Source organism: Fusicatenibacter saccharivorans (assembly GCF_027667425.1).
Taxonomy (GTDB): Bacteria; Bacillota; Clostridia; order Lachnospirales; family Lachnospiraceae; genus Fusicatenibacter; species Fusicatenibacter saccharivorans.
In genome coordinates, this window is record NZ_JAQEGR010000009.1 from 14,193 (window position 1) to 28,650 (window position 14,458).

The 14,458-nt window shown below is 51.7% G+C and carries 13 protein-coding genes; 10 read left to right on the forward strand and 3 right to left on the reverse strand.

All coding sequences use genetic code 11. The features are described from left to right. Window positions 1-52: 52 nt before the first annotated feature. From prfB to PGS38_RS09710, 6 genes are all read left to right on the forward strand, one after another. Window positions 53-1,160 (forward strand): peptide chain release factor 2 gene (gene prfB / locus PGS38_RS09685; protein WP_117509617.1). Its coding sequence is split into 2 segments (ribosomal slippage): window positions 53-103 and window positions 105-1,160, totalling 1,107 coding nucleotides; the frame shifts between segments, so codons are not numbered across the junction. A gap of 111 nt (window positions 1,161-1,271) precedes the next feature. Next, complete coding sequence (locus PGS38_RS09690) at window positions 1,272-2,525, forward strand: SPFH domain-containing protein (protein ID WP_022461321.1); 1,254 nt, start codon at window positions 1,272-1,274, stop codon at window positions 2,523-2,525. 56 nt (window positions 2,526-2,581) lie between these two features. Then, the gene (locus tag PGS38_RS09695; protein ID WP_055218422.1) at window positions 2,582-3,691 is read left to right on the forward strand and encodes a TFIIB-type zinc ribbon-containing protein; all 1,110 of its coding nucleotides are present in this window, start codon (window positions 2,582-2,584) and stop codon (window positions 3,689-3,691) included. After that, entirely contained in the window at window positions 3,688-4,533 is an 846-nt protein-coding gene (locus PGS38_RS09700; RefSeq protein ID WP_117804610.1) for a TPM domain-containing protein, read from the forward strand. Before PGS38_RS09695 ends, PGS38_RS09700 begins: the two co-directional genes overlap by 4 nt. A gap of 106 nt (window positions 4,534-4,639) precedes the next feature. Next, on the forward strand, window positions 4,640-5,086 hold the full coding sequence (locus PGS38_RS09705; RefSeq protein ID WP_118666415.1) for an ACT domain-containing protein: 447 nt from the start codon (window positions 4,640-4,642) through the stop codon (window positions 5,084-5,086). Window positions 5,087-5,116: 30 nt separating this feature from the next. Beyond that, complete coding sequence (locus PGS38_RS09710) at window positions 5,117-6,334, forward strand: homoserine dehydrogenase (RefSeq protein ID WP_119188677.1); 1,218 nt, start codon at window positions 5,117-5,119, stop codon at window positions 6,332-6,334. Between the two features lie 321 nt (window positions 6,335-6,655). Here PGS38_RS09710 and PGS38_RS09715 read toward each other — a convergent pair whose 3' ends face one another. Both PGS38_RS09715 and PGS38_RS09720 read right to left on the reverse strand, forming a co-directional pair. Beyond that, on the reverse strand, window positions 6,656-7,474 hold the full coding sequence (locus tag PGS38_RS09715) for a DUF975 family protein (protein ID WP_118666414.1): 819 nt from the start codon (window positions 7,472-7,474) through the stop codon (window positions 6,656-6,658). A 19-nt stretch (window positions 7,475-7,493) separates the two neighbouring features. Then, a complete protein-coding gene (locus PGS38_RS09720; protein WP_119188676.1) occupies window positions 7,494-7,970 on the reverse strand; it encodes a DUF4190 domain-containing protein in 477 nt (158 codons plus the stop codon). 209 nt (window positions 7,971-8,179) lie between these two features. Between PGS38_RS09720 and PGS38_RS09725 the strand changes: the two genes are divergently transcribed. From PGS38_RS09725 to PGS38_RS09740, 4 genes are all read left to right on the forward strand, one after another. Beyond that, complete coding sequence (locus PGS38_RS09725) at window positions 8,180-10,324, forward strand: Tex family protein (RefSeq protein ID WP_022461314.1); 2,145 nt, start codon at window positions 8,180-8,182, stop codon at window positions 10,322-10,324. Between the two features lie 66 nt (window positions 10,325-10,390). Continuing rightward, entirely contained in the window at window positions 10,391-11,155 is a 765-nt protein-coding gene (locus PGS38_RS09730; protein WP_270476197.1) for a YlmH family RNA-binding protein, read from the forward strand. Window positions 11,156-11,319: 164 nt separating this feature from the next. Continuing rightward, a complete protein-coding gene (trpS, locus tag PGS38_RS09735) occupies window positions 11,320-12,405 on the forward strand; it encodes a tryptophan--tRNA ligase (protein WP_022461312.1) in 1,086 nt (361 codons plus the stop codon). Window positions 12,406-12,507: 102 nt separating this feature from the next. Beyond that, window positions 12,508-13,203 carry an anaerobic ribonucleoside-triphosphate reductase activating protein gene (locus tag PGS38_RS09740; protein WP_055228308.1) on the forward strand — a complete coding sequence of 232 codons (696 nt, stop codon included), beginning with the start codon at window positions 12,508-12,510 and terminating at the stop codon, window positions 13,201-13,203. 8 nt (window positions 13,204-13,211) lie between these two features. Here the strand turns inward: PGS38_RS09740 and PGS38_RS09745 are convergent, their stop codons facing one another. Further along, the gene (locus PGS38_RS09745; protein ID WP_270476198.1) at window positions 13,212-14,450 is read right to left on the reverse strand and encodes a DUF6128 domain-containing protein; all 1,239 of its coding nucleotides are present in this window, start codon (window positions 14,448-14,450) and stop codon (window positions 13,212-13,214) included. Window positions 14,451-14,458: the final 8 nt, after the last annotated feature.

The window sequence follows — 14,458 nt, forward strand, 5'->3', positions numbered from 1 at the left end:
ATAAAACAGAAAGCAGGTGAAGCTTGTGGTAGTTGAATTAGACCAGTTCAAAATGGAACTTGGCACATACGATAAACCATTAGTGGAAGTGAGGGATTCACTTTGACCTCGCTAACAAAGAGCAGAGGATCGAAGAATTAGAGCGTAAAATGGAGGAACCCAATTTCTGGGACAACCCCGAAGAAGCGCAGGAGCAGATGAAACAGCTGAGCAGCATGAAAGAGGACAGAGATACGTATCAGAAACTGGTATCCGCCAAAGAAGATATGGAAACTCTGATCGAGATGGGACAGGAGGAGGATGACGATTCCGTTGTTCCGGAAATCGCGGAAATGATGGAAGAGTTCAAGGCATCCTTCGATGCCATCCGCATCAAAACCCTGCTGTCCGGCGAATTTGACAAGGACAATGCGATCATCAAACTGAACGCAGGTGCAGGCGGAACCGAGGCGTGCGACTGGTGCGGCATGCTGTACCGTATGTACACCAGATGGGCAGAACGCAAAGGCTTTACGATCGAGGAACTCGACTTTCTGGACGGTGATGAGGCCGGTGTGAAGTCCGTGACATTCCAGGTCAACGGCGAAAACGCTTACGGTTATCTGAAATCCGAAAAAGGAGTTCACCGTCTCGTCCGTATTTCTCCGTTCAACGCGGCAGGAAAACGCCAGACATCGTTCGTATCGTGCGATGTTATGCCGGATATCGACAAAGAGATCGATGTTGAGGTTCGTGATGAGGATATTCGTATTGATACGTACCGTTCCAGCGGTGCCGGCGGACAGCACATCAACAAGACGTCATCGGCGATCCGAATCACGCATATGCCGACCGGCATCGTGGTTACGTGCCAGAATGAGCGTTCCCAGTTCCAGAACAAGGACAAGGCAATGCAGATGCTGAAAGCAAAATTGTATATGCTGAAACTCCAGGAGCAGGCAGATAAGCTGAGCGACATCCGCGGCGAAGTAACCGAGATCGGCTGGGGCAACCAGATCCGTTCTTACGTTATGCAGCCATACACCATGGTCAAAGACCACCGTACCAACGCAGAGACCGGAAACGTCGATGCAGTCATGGACGGCGGAATTGATCTGTTTATCAACGCATATCTGAAGTGGATTGCCCTCGGAACCGGAGCGAAAGAGGAAGAAGCATAATTCGGCTGTGGGCAGAGCACAGTGACAAGTAAAATAAGGAGCATTTTCACCAACAGAGGACGGAAATGCTCCTTTCTGTTTTGAAGCCAAAGGCAAACAGGAGGTAAAAGTATGGGTATTATCAGAGCAGCAGTCAATGCAGTACACGGCAGTTTCGCCGATCAGTGGCTGGAGACCGTGGAACCGTATGAGATGGGGGAACATACGGTATTTACAGAGGGAATTCTGGTAAGAAAAGGCCAGAATAAAAAGGGAAGCCAGACGATTTCAAACGGTTCTGTGATCCATGTCTATGACAATCAGTTTATGATGCTGGTGGACGGCGGAAAGATCATTGATTACACCGCAGAGCCGGGCTACTTTACCGTAGACCAGTCATCGTCTCCGTCGATGTTCAGCGGATCGCTTGACGCAGCCGTAAAAGATACGTTTGAGCGCCTGAAATTCGGCGGCCAGACCCCGCATGAGCAGAGAGTTTTCTATATTAATCTGCAGGAAATCAAGGGAATCAAATTCGGAACGAGAAATCCGGTCAACTATTTCGACCAGTTCTACAATGCCGAGCTGTTCCTTCGGGCACACGGTTCCTATTCCATCCGCATCATCGATCCGCTCCGCTTCTACGCAGAGGCTGTGCCGAGAAACGCATCCCGCGTAGAGATCGAGGATATCAACGAGCAGTATATGAACGAATTTTTAGAGGGCCTGCAGTCCTCGATCAATCAGATGGCAGCCGACGGCATCCGCATTTCGTTCGCAGCATCCAAGAGCGCCGAGCTGTCCCGCTACATGGCAGATGCGATGGATGAGAGCTGGCGGGCAATGCGCGGCATGGAGATCCAGTCCGTGGCAATCGCAAGCCTTTCCTACGATGAAGCTTCCCAGAAACTGATCCAGATGCGCAACGAAGGTGCGATGATGTCTGATCCATCGATCCGTGAGGGCTATGTACAGGGAGCGATGGCACGCAGTATGGAGAAAGCAGCAGCCAACCCAAACGGAGCCATGAACGGCTTTATGGGTGTTCAGATGGGCATGAATGCCTTCGGTTCCTCGTTTGCATCGGCGTCCGCTTCGAATCAGCAGCAGATGCAGCAGCAGGCGGCAGCCAAGGCACAGCAGGAAGCTGCAAAAGGCGTATGGAAATGCTCCTGCGGAACGGAGAACACCGGCAATTTCTGCTCAAACTGCGGAAGTGCAAAGCCGATGGTGTGGATCTGCGGCAAGTGTGGAACCGAGAACAGCGGTAAATTCTGTTCGAACTGTGGCAGCCCGAAACCGGAAGCGGCAGGAAAATGGGTCTGCGCATGCGGAACGGAGAATACCGGCAAGTTCTGCTCGAACTGCGGAAAACCAAGACAGTAAAAGAAAACAGATAACCATCCAATACAACAGCGGCTCCGGGGAAGGAGGGATAGAATATGGAGGTTATTACATACAAATGCCCGAACTGCGGAGGCGATCTGACCTTCGATCCGGCAAGCGGAAAGTATAAATGCGAGTACTGCCTGTCCTCGTTTACACAGGAAGAAGCCGAAAAGGCGAACCCGAAAGCAGCGGAAGCGCTGAACGGGGAGGACGATGCTGCCGGTGCACAGGAAGCATCCGATGCACAGAAGGAAAGCAGTACGGAGGAAACAAAAGGGGAAACAGAGCAGGGCGAAGCAGTTGTCTACACCTGCCCGAACTGCGGCGCCGAGATTGTGACCGATGCGACGACGGCAGCGACATACTGTTTCTACTGCCACAATCCGGTGGTGCTTTCAGGCCGGCTTTCGGGAGAATATATGCCGGATTTTGTGCTGCCGTTCAAAATCAGCAAGGAGCAGGCAATCGAGAAATTTTTGTCATTTACCCGGAAGAAACACTTTATTCCGAAGGACTTTTTCGAAAAGAGTCAGGTACAGAAGATGACAGGTGTCTATTTCCCGTACTGGATTTACGGCGGAGACTTTGAGACGGATTACATAGCGCGCGGCCGGAAGGTGAGAGTCTGGCAGACCGGTGATGTGGAGTACACAGAGACCAGCATCTACGATGTCCGCCGGGAGGGAGAGGTCCGTGTGGACGGTCTGTCGCGTAACGCTCTGAACAAGGCAGACCGCGATCTGATCGAATGCGTACAGCCATACCGTCTGGAGGAGATGCAGCCGTTTTCCATGGGGTACCTTTCCGGCTTTCAGGCGGAAAAGCGTGATATCGAACAGCAGCAGATCGCACCGGAACTGAAAAAAGAACTGGAGACGATGGCACGCGGCGCCATGCGGAATGAGGCGAACGAATATATCTCCCTCGAGCAGGAAAAAATGAACCTTTCCCCGAAGCAGGAGAACTGGCGTTACGTCCTGTTTCCCGTCTGGACGCTGACGTATCCGGGAAAGGACGGGAAGGTTTACTACTATGCGATGAACGGCCAGACCGGAACGATCAACGGCGATTTTCCCTATGAGCGGAAGAGAGCCCTTCTGACGTCGGCTGTGAGTGCTCTTCTGGTCCTGATTGTGATGCTGATAGGAGGGTATTTCGCATGAGAAGAATGAAAAAAGCAGGACAATATCTGCTCGGAATTTTTGCGGCCCTTCTGCTGTGCGGAGTTTTTTCTGTGAATATTGTAAAAGCCGAATCCCAGTATGTCTACGACAATGCATCACTTTTTTCCGATGAGGAGGAGCAGGACCTCGAGAGATCCTGTACAGAGTTCGAGCGCAATACAAAGCTCCATATGGTCATCCTGACCGAGCGCAGCAGTGGTTCCGAGGACTGTCAGGCGATTGCAGATGATTTTTATGACAAAAAGTATCCGAAAGAGCCAAACGGTGTCTGCTTCCTCATCGATATGGGACAGCGCCAGATTGTGATTTCGACATCTGGTATTATGCAGTATTACATGTCCGATGCGGAAATTGATGATATCCTGCAGGCGGCGCAGGGCTACGCGAAAGACGGCGACTATGCGGGAACCTTTGCAAAAATGATTACGATGACGCAGGAATGCTTCGACCGAGGCGTTTCCGATGCGGACTATCTGATTACAGAAGACGGTTCCATTATTCATTACCGCAAAATCAACAGCACGGAAGCTCTTATTTCTGTTATCGCAGCGGCTGCGACAGGAATTCTTGTTTATTTTGGAATCTGGAAGAGCTACAGACGAAAGAAAAACCGTGGTGCAAAGAGCTATGCGGATCTGAAACGCGTAAACATCAGAGACCGCAGGGATGCGCTGATCGACCGTCATGTATCGATGCACAAAATCCAGAAGGATGATGGAAACCACGGCGGAGGCGTTTCTGGCGGCGGAGGTGGCGGCGGAAGCACCGTTCACACTTCGTCGAGCGGAAACAGTCACGGCGGCGGAAGCATTGGCTTCTGAAAACCGATTCGAAAAAATTCCTTGCGTATTGTGTCGGAATATGATACGATCTTTCCTGTGAAAACAAATGTATTTCCTGGAAAGAGTATAAAGGTAGAGGATTGCCATGAGAGAAGAGAAAACAAAGTACTATGTAATCAAAGAAAAAGCGGTTCCCGAGGTTCTTTTGAAGGTCATCGAGGCCAAACGGCTGATGGATATGCAGGAGCTTACCGTGCAGCAGGCAACGGAAAAAGCGGGAATCAGCAGAAGCTCTTTCTATAAATACAAAGATGATATTCTTCCTTTTCATGACAACGCAAAAGGAAAAACGATTACATTTATTCTGCAGATGGACGATGAGCCGGGACTGCTTTCCGATGTGCTGAAGATTATTGCCGGGTTTCACGGAAACATTCTGACCATTCATCAGACCATCCCGTTAAACGGCGTGGCATCGCTGACGATCAGCGTGGATATCGCGGAAGACCGGGGAGACGCCTCGGAGATGATTAACGAGATTGAGTCCAGACAGGGAGTTCATTATTTTAAAATATTAGGACAGGAGTCCTGAAAAAGAAAAAGCAAGAGAGGGACAAAAGAGATGATTCAGATTGCAGTATTAGGATATGGCACGGTTGGTTCCGGTGTGGTAGAAGTGATCAACACGAACCATGACAGCATCAACAAGAGAGCAGAGAACGAAATTAATATCAAATATGTCCTGGATTTAAGAGATTTCCCGGGAGATCCGGTTGAAAAAGTGCTGGTACACGATTACGAAGTGATCGCAAACGACCCGGAGGTTGATATTGTTGTTGAAGTAATGGGCGGTGTGGAGCCGGCTTACACCTTCACAAAACGTGCGCTGGAGGCTGGAAAGAGCGTCTGCACATCCAACAAAGAGCTGGTGGCAAGATACGGTACCGAGCTTCTTGCAATTGCAAAAGAGCACGGCGCAAACTATCTGTTTGAGGCAAGCTGCGGCGGCGGTATCCCGATCATCCGTCCGTTAAACTCCTCCTTGACTGCAGATGAGATCGATGAAGTAACTGGTATCTTAAATGGTACCACGAACTATATCTTAAGCAAAATGGCAAGCGACGGTTCCGATTTCGCGGATGTATTAAAAGAGGCACAGCGCCTCGGCTACGCAGAGCGCAACCCGGAAGCAGATGTAGAAGGCTACGATGCGTGCCGTAAAATTGCGATTCTTTCTTCTCTTGCTTATGGAAAAGAAGTCAATTACGAAGAGGTTTACACCGAGGGAATCACAAAGATCACCGCAGAGGACATCAAATATGCGACTTCGATGGGAACCGCGATCAAGCTGCTTGCAACAAGCCGCAAGGTGGGTGATCAGTATTACGCTATGGTAAGCCCGGTGATGATTGACGCGAAAAACCCGCTGTACAGCGTAAACGGTGTCTTCAATGCCATCTTCATCCACGGAAATGTACTGGGTGATGCGATGTTCTACGGAAGTGGAGCAGGAAAGCTCCCGACCGCAAGTGCCGTTGTAGCCGATGTCGTAGACTGTGCAAAGAACAAAGGCAGAAACATCATGATGAGCTGGAGTGAGGAAAAACTGGACCTGCTGCAGATCGATGATGTACAGAGCCGCTTCTTCGTCCGCGTATCCGGCCACGCCGCAGAGCGCCAGGCAGAGATCGAGGAGCTGTTCGGAAAAGTGGAAATCGTAGCAGTTCCAAGCCTATCCGAGGAGTTCGCATTTATTACCGGCGAAATCACAGAGCAGGAGTATCGGGAAAAAGCAGAAAAACTCGATGGAATCAAGAGCAGAATCCGTGCGAGGATTTAACAAATAATAGCAAGGATTCTCCCACCTCTATAGGTGGTGAGATGAATTGCAAATAAGAAAGTTAACGGCAGTGGCGGGCGGAGAGAAATCGGTATCCCCCACTGACATGAGGCAAACCACAGTCAGCATTCTGCTGACATGTCAGACTCTGTGAAATTACCGACTGTGGATTGAAACAACCAAAATAAGCTGCGTAGCAGCTATTGGGTATAGAATGGCGCAGCAAAACGGATTGCGAATATCCGCCTGACGCGAAGATAAGAATAAAAAAAGACGTTTCGCATCTGTCAATGAGACAGGGCGAAACGTCTTTTTTATCAATTAAAGGTCCGTACCGGAACCAAAAGAATCCATATCGTATCCCACAGGTTCTGCTGCCGGATACAGGACATCTTTCCGTTCCTGATAGAACGCAGCCATCGTGATCTGCATATAGGGCATTACCCACAAAAAGCCGATGGCACAGGAACAGGATGCGAGAATCTCAAGCCCTAAGAAACTTAAGAGAAGCAGAATGTAGCGGAAAAAGTTCTTCTTCATCATCGCAAAGCTCTGACGGATCGCCTGGATCGGGCCGATGCCGGGAGCGTCGTTCATCACAAAGGTGGAAAGGGAAAACGGAACCAGCACCAGCGTGGAAACGAGAGAGCCGATCAGCTTGTAAACGTAAACGTTCATCAGAGAAGAAAGCTCGGCTTCGATGGAAAGTGCTGTTCCAAGCGTCAGTTCCGCACTCGGGGAGGAAAGATACTGGAAGCCCGGAATGCTGGAAATCAGGGCGATCACGGAGCTGATGCCGTTGATGATAAGGAACATCAGCACGTACTGGTCCGGGTGGTGATAGAAAGCGTAGAGCATATCACCGACGGAAATCGGTTCCCCGCGCAGCGTTGAGAGGCAGATCTTTAAGTAGCCCGCCTGAAAGAGGCTGAGGAGCAGGGAAAACAGGAACAGCGTCAGATTCAGGAAAATGATATCGTACAGCGTTGTGCCTGAAAAAATCAGCGTCGGGATGAGGGAGCAGGAGAAGGTGAGAAACAGGTTGATCGCGGTTGCGCCCACCAGCGTGCCGCATCGGCCTGCCATGGCCTCACGGGCCTGCTTTTTCAGTTCTGAAAATTTCTGTTTTTGTCCGTTCATGAAAAATCCTTTCTGGTACCTAGATGGTATTTCCGTCGGTGGTTGTTCCGTTATCCGGTGTCATCTGGTATTCCTGCATGTACTGATTGTAATACCGCTCAAGCAGGTTGGTGCTGCCGCCGCTGACCATGTTGAAAAGCAGGAAAGCATACATGCAGATACCGACAATTATGCCGATGGTACAGCCCGCCAGACCGGCTTTTGCCGTGCCGCTCATGCGTCCTGCGCCGCGGCTTAAAAGGGCGAAGATCACGCCGAGCGAGCCGAAAAACAGGGAACCCATGTTGAGCATGAACAAAAAGGAGCAGATCGCCATGACCATCGAAGCGGCCGCAAGGGCCTGCGAACCCGTCTTGCGCGGCGGCTGTACGGGAGGCTGCTGCTGGTAATGCTGATACGGTCCGGGACGCTGGCCCTCAGGCACGCCGTACGGATGGGAGGACTGATAGGAATCTCCGGACTCATTGGTGTTTGGATTGTAATTTTCTGGTGTCATAAAATGTCCTTTCTTCTGCAAAAAAGCGCGGTTTCACACGCAGTCTGTCAAAAAAGCTATAGTAAAGATTTTATCATGTAAGGTTGACAAAAACAAGACCTATTGATAAGGTAATAGAGTGGCTGTTCCGCCAAGGGTCCCGCTTTTTATGCGGGAAAAACAGAGAAGGAACAGCGTGTTTTGGAAGAGACAACAGGAGGAATTTACCTATGGATATGAATCAGGTATTGGCAGCTGAGCTGAACGTCAAACCGTGGCAGGTAGAAGCTGCAGTGAAACTGATTGACGAGGGAAACACGATCCCTTTTATTTCACGATATCGAAAAGAAGCAACAGGTTCCTTAAACGATGAGATACTGCGAAATCTGTACGATCGTCTGATGTACCTGCGCAGTTTAAATGACCGCAAGGCCGTTGTCCTTGCGAGCATCGAGGAGCAGGGCAAGCTGACCGCAGAACTGAAAAAATCCATCGAAGAGGCCGCAACTCTCGTGGTCGTAGAGGATTTATACCGCCCGTACCGTCCGAAACGCCGGACGCGTGCGACGATCGCAAAAGAAAAAGGACTGGAGCCGCTGGCGAATATCATTCTTCTGCAGATGACAAAAGAGCCGCTCGAAAAAGAGGCAGAGGCTTTTGTTTCAGAAGAAAAGGAAGTCAAAACGGCAAAAGACGCCATTGCTGGTGCCTGCGACATCATCGCCGAGAGCATTTCCGATGAGGCCGATTACCGTATGGAGATCCGCCGCAGAACCGAGGCGAAGGGCCTGATCGTCTCGACAGCAAAGGATGAGAAAGCAGAGTCCGTTTACGAGAATTACTATGAGTTTTCCGAGCCGGTATCGAAAATTGCCGGACACCGTGTGCTGGCACTGAACCGCGGTGAGAAAGAAAAATTCCTGAACGTCAAAATTGAGGCGCCGACGGAAGAAATCCTGCGTTATCTCGAGAAAAAAATCATCACCAAAGAGAATCCGCAGACAAAGCCGGTTCTGCAGGCGACCATCGAGGATGCCTACAACCGTCTGATCGCTCCGGCCATCGAGCGTGAGGTCAGAAATCAGCTCACCGAAAAGGCAGAGGATGGTGCGATCAAGGTCTTTGGAAAGAACCTTGAGCAGCTTCTGATGCAGCCGCCGATCGCAGGCCAGGTTGTCCTTGGATGGGACCCGGCGTTCCGTACGGGATGCAAGCTGGCCGTTGTCGATGCGACCGGAAAAGTGCTCGATACCACCGTGGTTTACCCGACCGCGCCGACGAACGAGAAGAAGATTGCAGCAGCAAAAGCGACCGTAAAAGATCTGATCCACAAATACGGCGTCACCCTGATTTCTGTCGGAAACGGAACTGCAAGCCGTGAGTCCGAGCAGATCATCGTCGAGATCTTAAAAGAGATTCCGGAGAAGGTTGCGTATGTGATCACAAACGAGGCAGGAGCGTCTGTTTACTCCGCAAGCAAGCTGGCAACCGAGGAATTTCCAAACTTTGATGTCGGACAGCGAAGCGCCGCTTCCATCGCACGCCGTGTGCAGGATCCGCTGGCAGAGCTTGTCAAAATTGATCCGAAATCGATCGGCGTCGGCCAGTATCAGCACGATATGAACCAGAAGAAGCTCGGCGAGGCGCTCGGCGGTGTCGTTGAGGATTGCGTCAATAAAGTCGGTGTGGATCTGAACACGGCATCTGCGTCGCTGCTGGAATACATTTCCGGTGTCAGCAAGGTGATAGCAAAAAACATCGTGGCATACCGCGAGGAGAACGGCCGTTTCGAGAGCAGAAAAGAGCTCCTGAAAGTGGCAAAACTCGGACCGAAGGCGTTTGAGCAGTGCGCGGGCTTTATGCGCATCACCGGCGGCAAAAATCCGCTGGACGGCACAAGCGTTCATCCGGAGAGCTACGAGGCAGTCGAGAAGCTGTTTGCAAAGTTAAATATGAAGACAGAGCAGATCAGCGAGGGACCGACGGCGTTCTTCATCAAAGATTACAAGAAGATGGCAGAGGAGATCGGTGTCGGCGAGATTACGCTGCGCGATATCATCAAAGAGCTGCAGAAGCCTGGCCGTGACCCGCGTGACGAGATGCCGCGCCCGATCCTGCGCACTGACGTGCTCGATATGAAGGACCTGAAGGTCGGCATGATCTTAAAGGGAACCGTGCGCAACGTCATTGACTTCGGTGCATTCGTCGATATCGGCGTGCATCAGGACGGACTCGTCCACATTTCCCAGATGACGAAACGCTTCATCAAGCATCCGCTGGAGGCTGTGAGCGTCGGAGATATCGTGGAAGTGAAGGTCATCAGCCTTGATCTGGCGAAGAAGCGGATCGGACTGTCGATGCTGCTGGATAAATAAAGTGTGATACGTGGGCTGCCCGAAAGAAAACAGGGGCAGCCCGCGGTGTATCAAAGGGGGATTACCATGAATGAGGAAGAAGTGCTGGTCGGACGGATTCAGGATCTGGCAGAGCAGTGTTATCACAGGGATGTTCCGTCACACACGGAGTTTCTGACGCTGGCGGAGCAGGATCTGTTCTACCGTACGGTAAATAAAATCCCGGGCGTGCGTTACGTGCTGTCCGGCGAATACGAGGCGGCAGAGCGGAAAGCGGCGCTGTTTCTGCCATCCTATGCAGAGGACGGTGATGCGTCGATGCTTCCGATCGCAGTCGTGCGCATCAGCCCGCTGAATGAAAAATTTGCGGATGCGCTGTCACACCGTGATTTCTTAGGATCACTGATGAATCTCGGCGTGGAGCGGTATAAGCTGGGAGACATTCTGATCGATGGAAACCAGGCGTATCTGATCTGTATGGCGGATATGGCGGACTACATCTGTGCGGAGCTGAAAAAAGTGCGCCATACGAGCGTGTACTGTGAAGTCGAGGCGGGACTGCCGGAGGAGCTGACGGAGCCGAAAACCGAGCGGAAAGAAGGCTCCGTCGCTTCCGTGCGGCTCGATGCGGTGCTGTCGCTGGCGTTCAGCAGTTCGCGGAGCAAAATGGTGCCGCTGATCGAGGGCGGCCAGGTGTTTATCAACGGAAAGCTGGTGACGTCGCCGAGCGCGTCATTAAAAGAGGACGATCTCGTGACCGTGCGCCATATGGGAAAATTCCGCTATGTTGGCGTGCAGAATCAGACGAAAAAGGGAAGGCTGTACGTGGCTGTTGAACGATTTGTCTCATAATAGATATTTTGAGGGATTTTACAGGAAAAGACCATTGACAGTGTTTGTAAAAAGACGGTATTATAGAGGGTATGTAGAAGGTCCGCAGTTATGAGAATTTTCATGAAATTTTTCATACAGAAGCGGACTGCGAAGATTACGTATCAGGAAGGCAGGAAGAAAAAATGGGAAAAATTATACTGACCGGCGACCGACCGACCGGCAAGCTGCATGTAGGACATTACGTTGGTTCACTGCGCCGCCGCGTGGAGCTGCAGAACTCCGGTGAATTCGATAAAATTTACATCATGATTGCAGACGCACAGGCGCTGACCGACAATGCGGACAACCCGGAGAAGGTGCGCCAGAACATTCTGGAGGTAGCACTGGATTACCTTTCCTGCGGACTTGATCCGGAAAAGAGCACCATCTTTATCCAGTCTCAGATTCCGGAACTGTGTGAGCTTTCTTTCTATTATATGAATCTCGTTACGGTTTCCAGACTGCAGAGAAACCCAACCGTAAAATCGGAGATCCAGATGAGAAACTTTGAGGCGAGCATCCCGGTTGGATTCTTCACCTACCCGATCAGCCAGGCAGCCGATATCACTGCATTCAAGGCAACGACCGTTCCGGTTGGAGAGGATCAGATGCCGATGATCGAGCAGACACAGGAGATCGTCCACAAATTCAATACGGTTTATGGCGAGGCACTTGTGCAGCCGAAGATTATGCTGCCGGAGAATGATTCCTGCAGACGTCTGCCGGGTATCGACGGAAAAGCGAAGATGAGTAAATCGCTCGGAAACTGCATTTACCTGTCCGAGGAGCCGGATGAGATCAAGAAAAAAGTCATGAGCATGTACACCGACCCGGATCACATCAAGATCACCGACCCGGGCAAGATCGAGGGAAATACCGTATTTACTTATCTCGATGCATTCTGCCAGCCGGAGCACTTCGAGCGCTATCTGCCGGATTACGCAAATCTCGACGAGCTGAAAGCACATTACCAGAGAGGCGGCCTTGGCGATGTCAAAGTGAAGAAGTTCCTGAACAATGTACTGCAGGAGACCCTAGAGCCGATCCGTAACCGCAGAAAAGAGCTGGAAAAAGACATTCCGGCGATCTACGAGATGCTGAAAAAAGGCAGCGAAGAGGCAGAAAAAGTTGCCGCTCAGACACTGGCGGATGTCAAAGCAGCCATGAAAATCAACTATTTTGATGATCTGGACCTGATCCGTTCCCAGGCAGAGCGTTACGGCAAATAATTACCAATAGAAGATAAATGGAAAAAGCGGACATTATGGTTCCGCTTTTTCTGTTGCAGGGCGGACGAGGGTTCGGATTCCTGCGGTCAGAGAGGATAGCATATGGTCATACATGGATTTCAAAAGCTGACGCTGCTGGATTACCCGGGCAAGGTGGCGTGCACATTGTTTTCGGGCGGATGTAATTTCCGCTGCCCGTTCTGCCAGAACGGAAATCTCGTGCAGCATCCCGAATGGGAGCCGGTGATTCCGGAGGAGGAGATTTTTGCAGTGCTCGAAAAGCGGCGCGGCGTGCTGGACGGCGTCTGCGTGACGGGCGGTGAGCCGACGCTGGATCCGGATCTGGAGCGGTTCGTGACGAAAATTAAGGAACTGGGATATCTTGTGAAGCTCGATACGAATGGATACCGGCCGGAGATTTTGAAAAAGCTGGTGGAAGAGAAGAAAATCGATTACGTCGCCATGGACATCAAAAACGCGCCGTCCCGGTACGGCGAGACGGCGGGCGTGAAAAAGATCGATGTGATGCGGATCAATGAGTCGGTCGAGTTTTTAAAGAGCGGCGTGGTGGACTATGAGTTCCGGACAACGCTCTGCAAAGAGCTGCATGGAAGGGAAGAGATCGAAGCGATCGGAAAGTGGCTTTCCGGGGCAAAACGGTACTTCCTGCAGAATTACCGGGAATCGGATTATGTGATTGATCCGAGGTTCTCGGGGTATGCGAGGGAGCAGCTCGAGCGGTTCTGCGAGATCCTGCGCGGAAAGATTGAGACGGTGGAGATCCGCGGCGTGGATTAAAAAACGCTTTAAAGCGTGCGGTACCAGTAGCCGAAGCGGGCATCGGGCGCGAGCTCGGAGGGGCGCATCGCCTGCTTGAAGTGGAAAAAGCCAAAGAGGCTTGCCATGAACTGCTCATTCGGCGTGTAGACGCCGGGGACACCGAAATACCAGAGTTCCTGCTGGTCGCGGTTCCGGGCGAGGAGCAGATGGCGATAGGACGAGGAGCCATGGAGGACGAAGCGGTTCGCATCCACCGAAAGACCGGCGGCGCGGAGCTGTGGAAGATCGTCGAGTGAGAGGCGCAGGCAGTCGGTCAGATCATCATCTGGGAACGGGTGGAACTCCGGGAACTGGTCCTGAAGCTGGAGATAGAGAGCAGCGCGGGACGGCGGCACGGCTGCTGCGGCGGGAAAATCGGCGGAAGTCATATGTAGCGGCTGGGCGGCAGAATCCGGGATGGGCTGCGGCGGTTCCGGGTTGGCAGAGGGATAGCTTTCTGCGGTTTTCACAGATTCCGCGGATGCGGGATGGAGAGTGTTGGCGGATGATTGCGTGATCCTGTCTGCAGGAACGGTGTTTACCGTGTCAGTTGATGTGGATTCTGTGGAGACGGTGGATTCCGGGTTGGAATTTTGTGGATAAAGTTCGGAATTGCTGCTGAATTCTGTGGAAAGTTCATCGAACTGTGCTTTTGAAGCGTCTGATGATGGCAGGGACTGCGCAGGTACGGCGGGATCCAGAGGTTCGGGTGTTTCGGCAGTTTTCTCTTCGGTCGGTCTGGTACCATTGTCTGCGGATGTTTTGGGCTCCTGCGGGAGCGTGGGAGCGAAAAACTCCGGCTGAATCGGAAGATCGTCCCACTGGGTGGCGATGACGCCGGTCTGGCGGCAGAGCAGGATCAGACCGCCAAGCTCGTCGAGCGTGACATCCGTCTGCCCAATGGCATCGGAGTGCGTGAAGAGTTTTCCACTCGTAGAAGAGCGCCCCGCAAGGAGATTTCCGAGCGGAATGCCGTACATCCGCCCTGACCGGCGGATAAATCCGTAGACCGTGACCGAGGTCTCCGGCGGAAGCGACGGCGATTTGATCTGGAAGTCCATGCGGCAGAAGCCGTTCTGCGACTCCACGCGGACAAAGCCGCAGCATCCGCCCTTGCGGTTGTTCGGGTATTCGTATAGATAGGCAATGAAACGCCGGTAATCAGACATAAAAACCTCCTGCATAGAAGTAAAAAGAGTAGAAAAAGATACTGCGCTACAGTTCACGATATGCG

Excerpts from the sequence above, each read along its gene's own strand:
- PGS38_RS09690 (WP_022461321.1), top strand. The coding sequence starts at position 1,272 with ATGGGTATTATCAGAGCAGCAGTCAATGCAGTACACGGCAGTTTCGCC.
- PGS38_RS09695 (WP_055218422.1), top strand. The coding sequence starts at position 2,582 with ATGGAGGTTATTACATACAAATGCCCGAACTGCGGAGGCGATCTGACC.
- PGS38_RS09700 (WP_117804610.1), top strand. The coding sequence starts at position 3,688 with ATGAGAAGAATGAAAAAAGCAGGACAATATCTGCTCGGAATTTTTGCG.
- PGS38_RS09705 (WP_118666415.1), top strand. The coding sequence starts at position 4,640 with ATGAGAGAAGAGAAAACAAAGTACTATGTAATCAAAGAAAAAGCGGTT.
- PGS38_RS09710 (WP_119188677.1), top strand. The coding sequence starts at position 5,117 with ATGATTCAGATTGCAGTATTAGGATATGGCACGGTTGGTTCCGGTGTG.
- PGS38_RS09715 (WP_118666414.1), bottom strand. The coding sequence starts at position 7,474 with ATGAACGGACAAAAACAGAAATTTTCAGAACTGAAAAAGCAGGCCCGT.
- PGS38_RS09720 (WP_119188676.1), bottom strand. The coding sequence starts at position 7,970 with ATGACACCAGAAAATTACAATCCAAACACCAATGAGTCCGGAGATTCC.
- PGS38_RS09725 (WP_022461314.1), top strand. The coding sequence starts at position 8,180 with ATGGATATGAATCAGGTATTGGCAGCTGAGCTGAACGTCAAACCGTGG.
- PGS38_RS09730 (WP_270476197.1), top strand. The coding sequence starts at position 10,391 with ATGAATGAGGAAGAAGTGCTGGTCGGACGGATTCAGGATCTGGCAGAG.
- trpS (WP_022461312.1), top strand. The coding sequence starts at position 11,320 with ATGGGAAAAATTATACTGACCGGCGACCGACCGACCGGCAAGCTGCAT.
- PGS38_RS09740 (WP_055228308.1), top strand. The coding sequence starts at position 12,508 with ATGGTCATACATGGATTTCAAAAGCTGACGCTGCTGGATTACCCGGGC.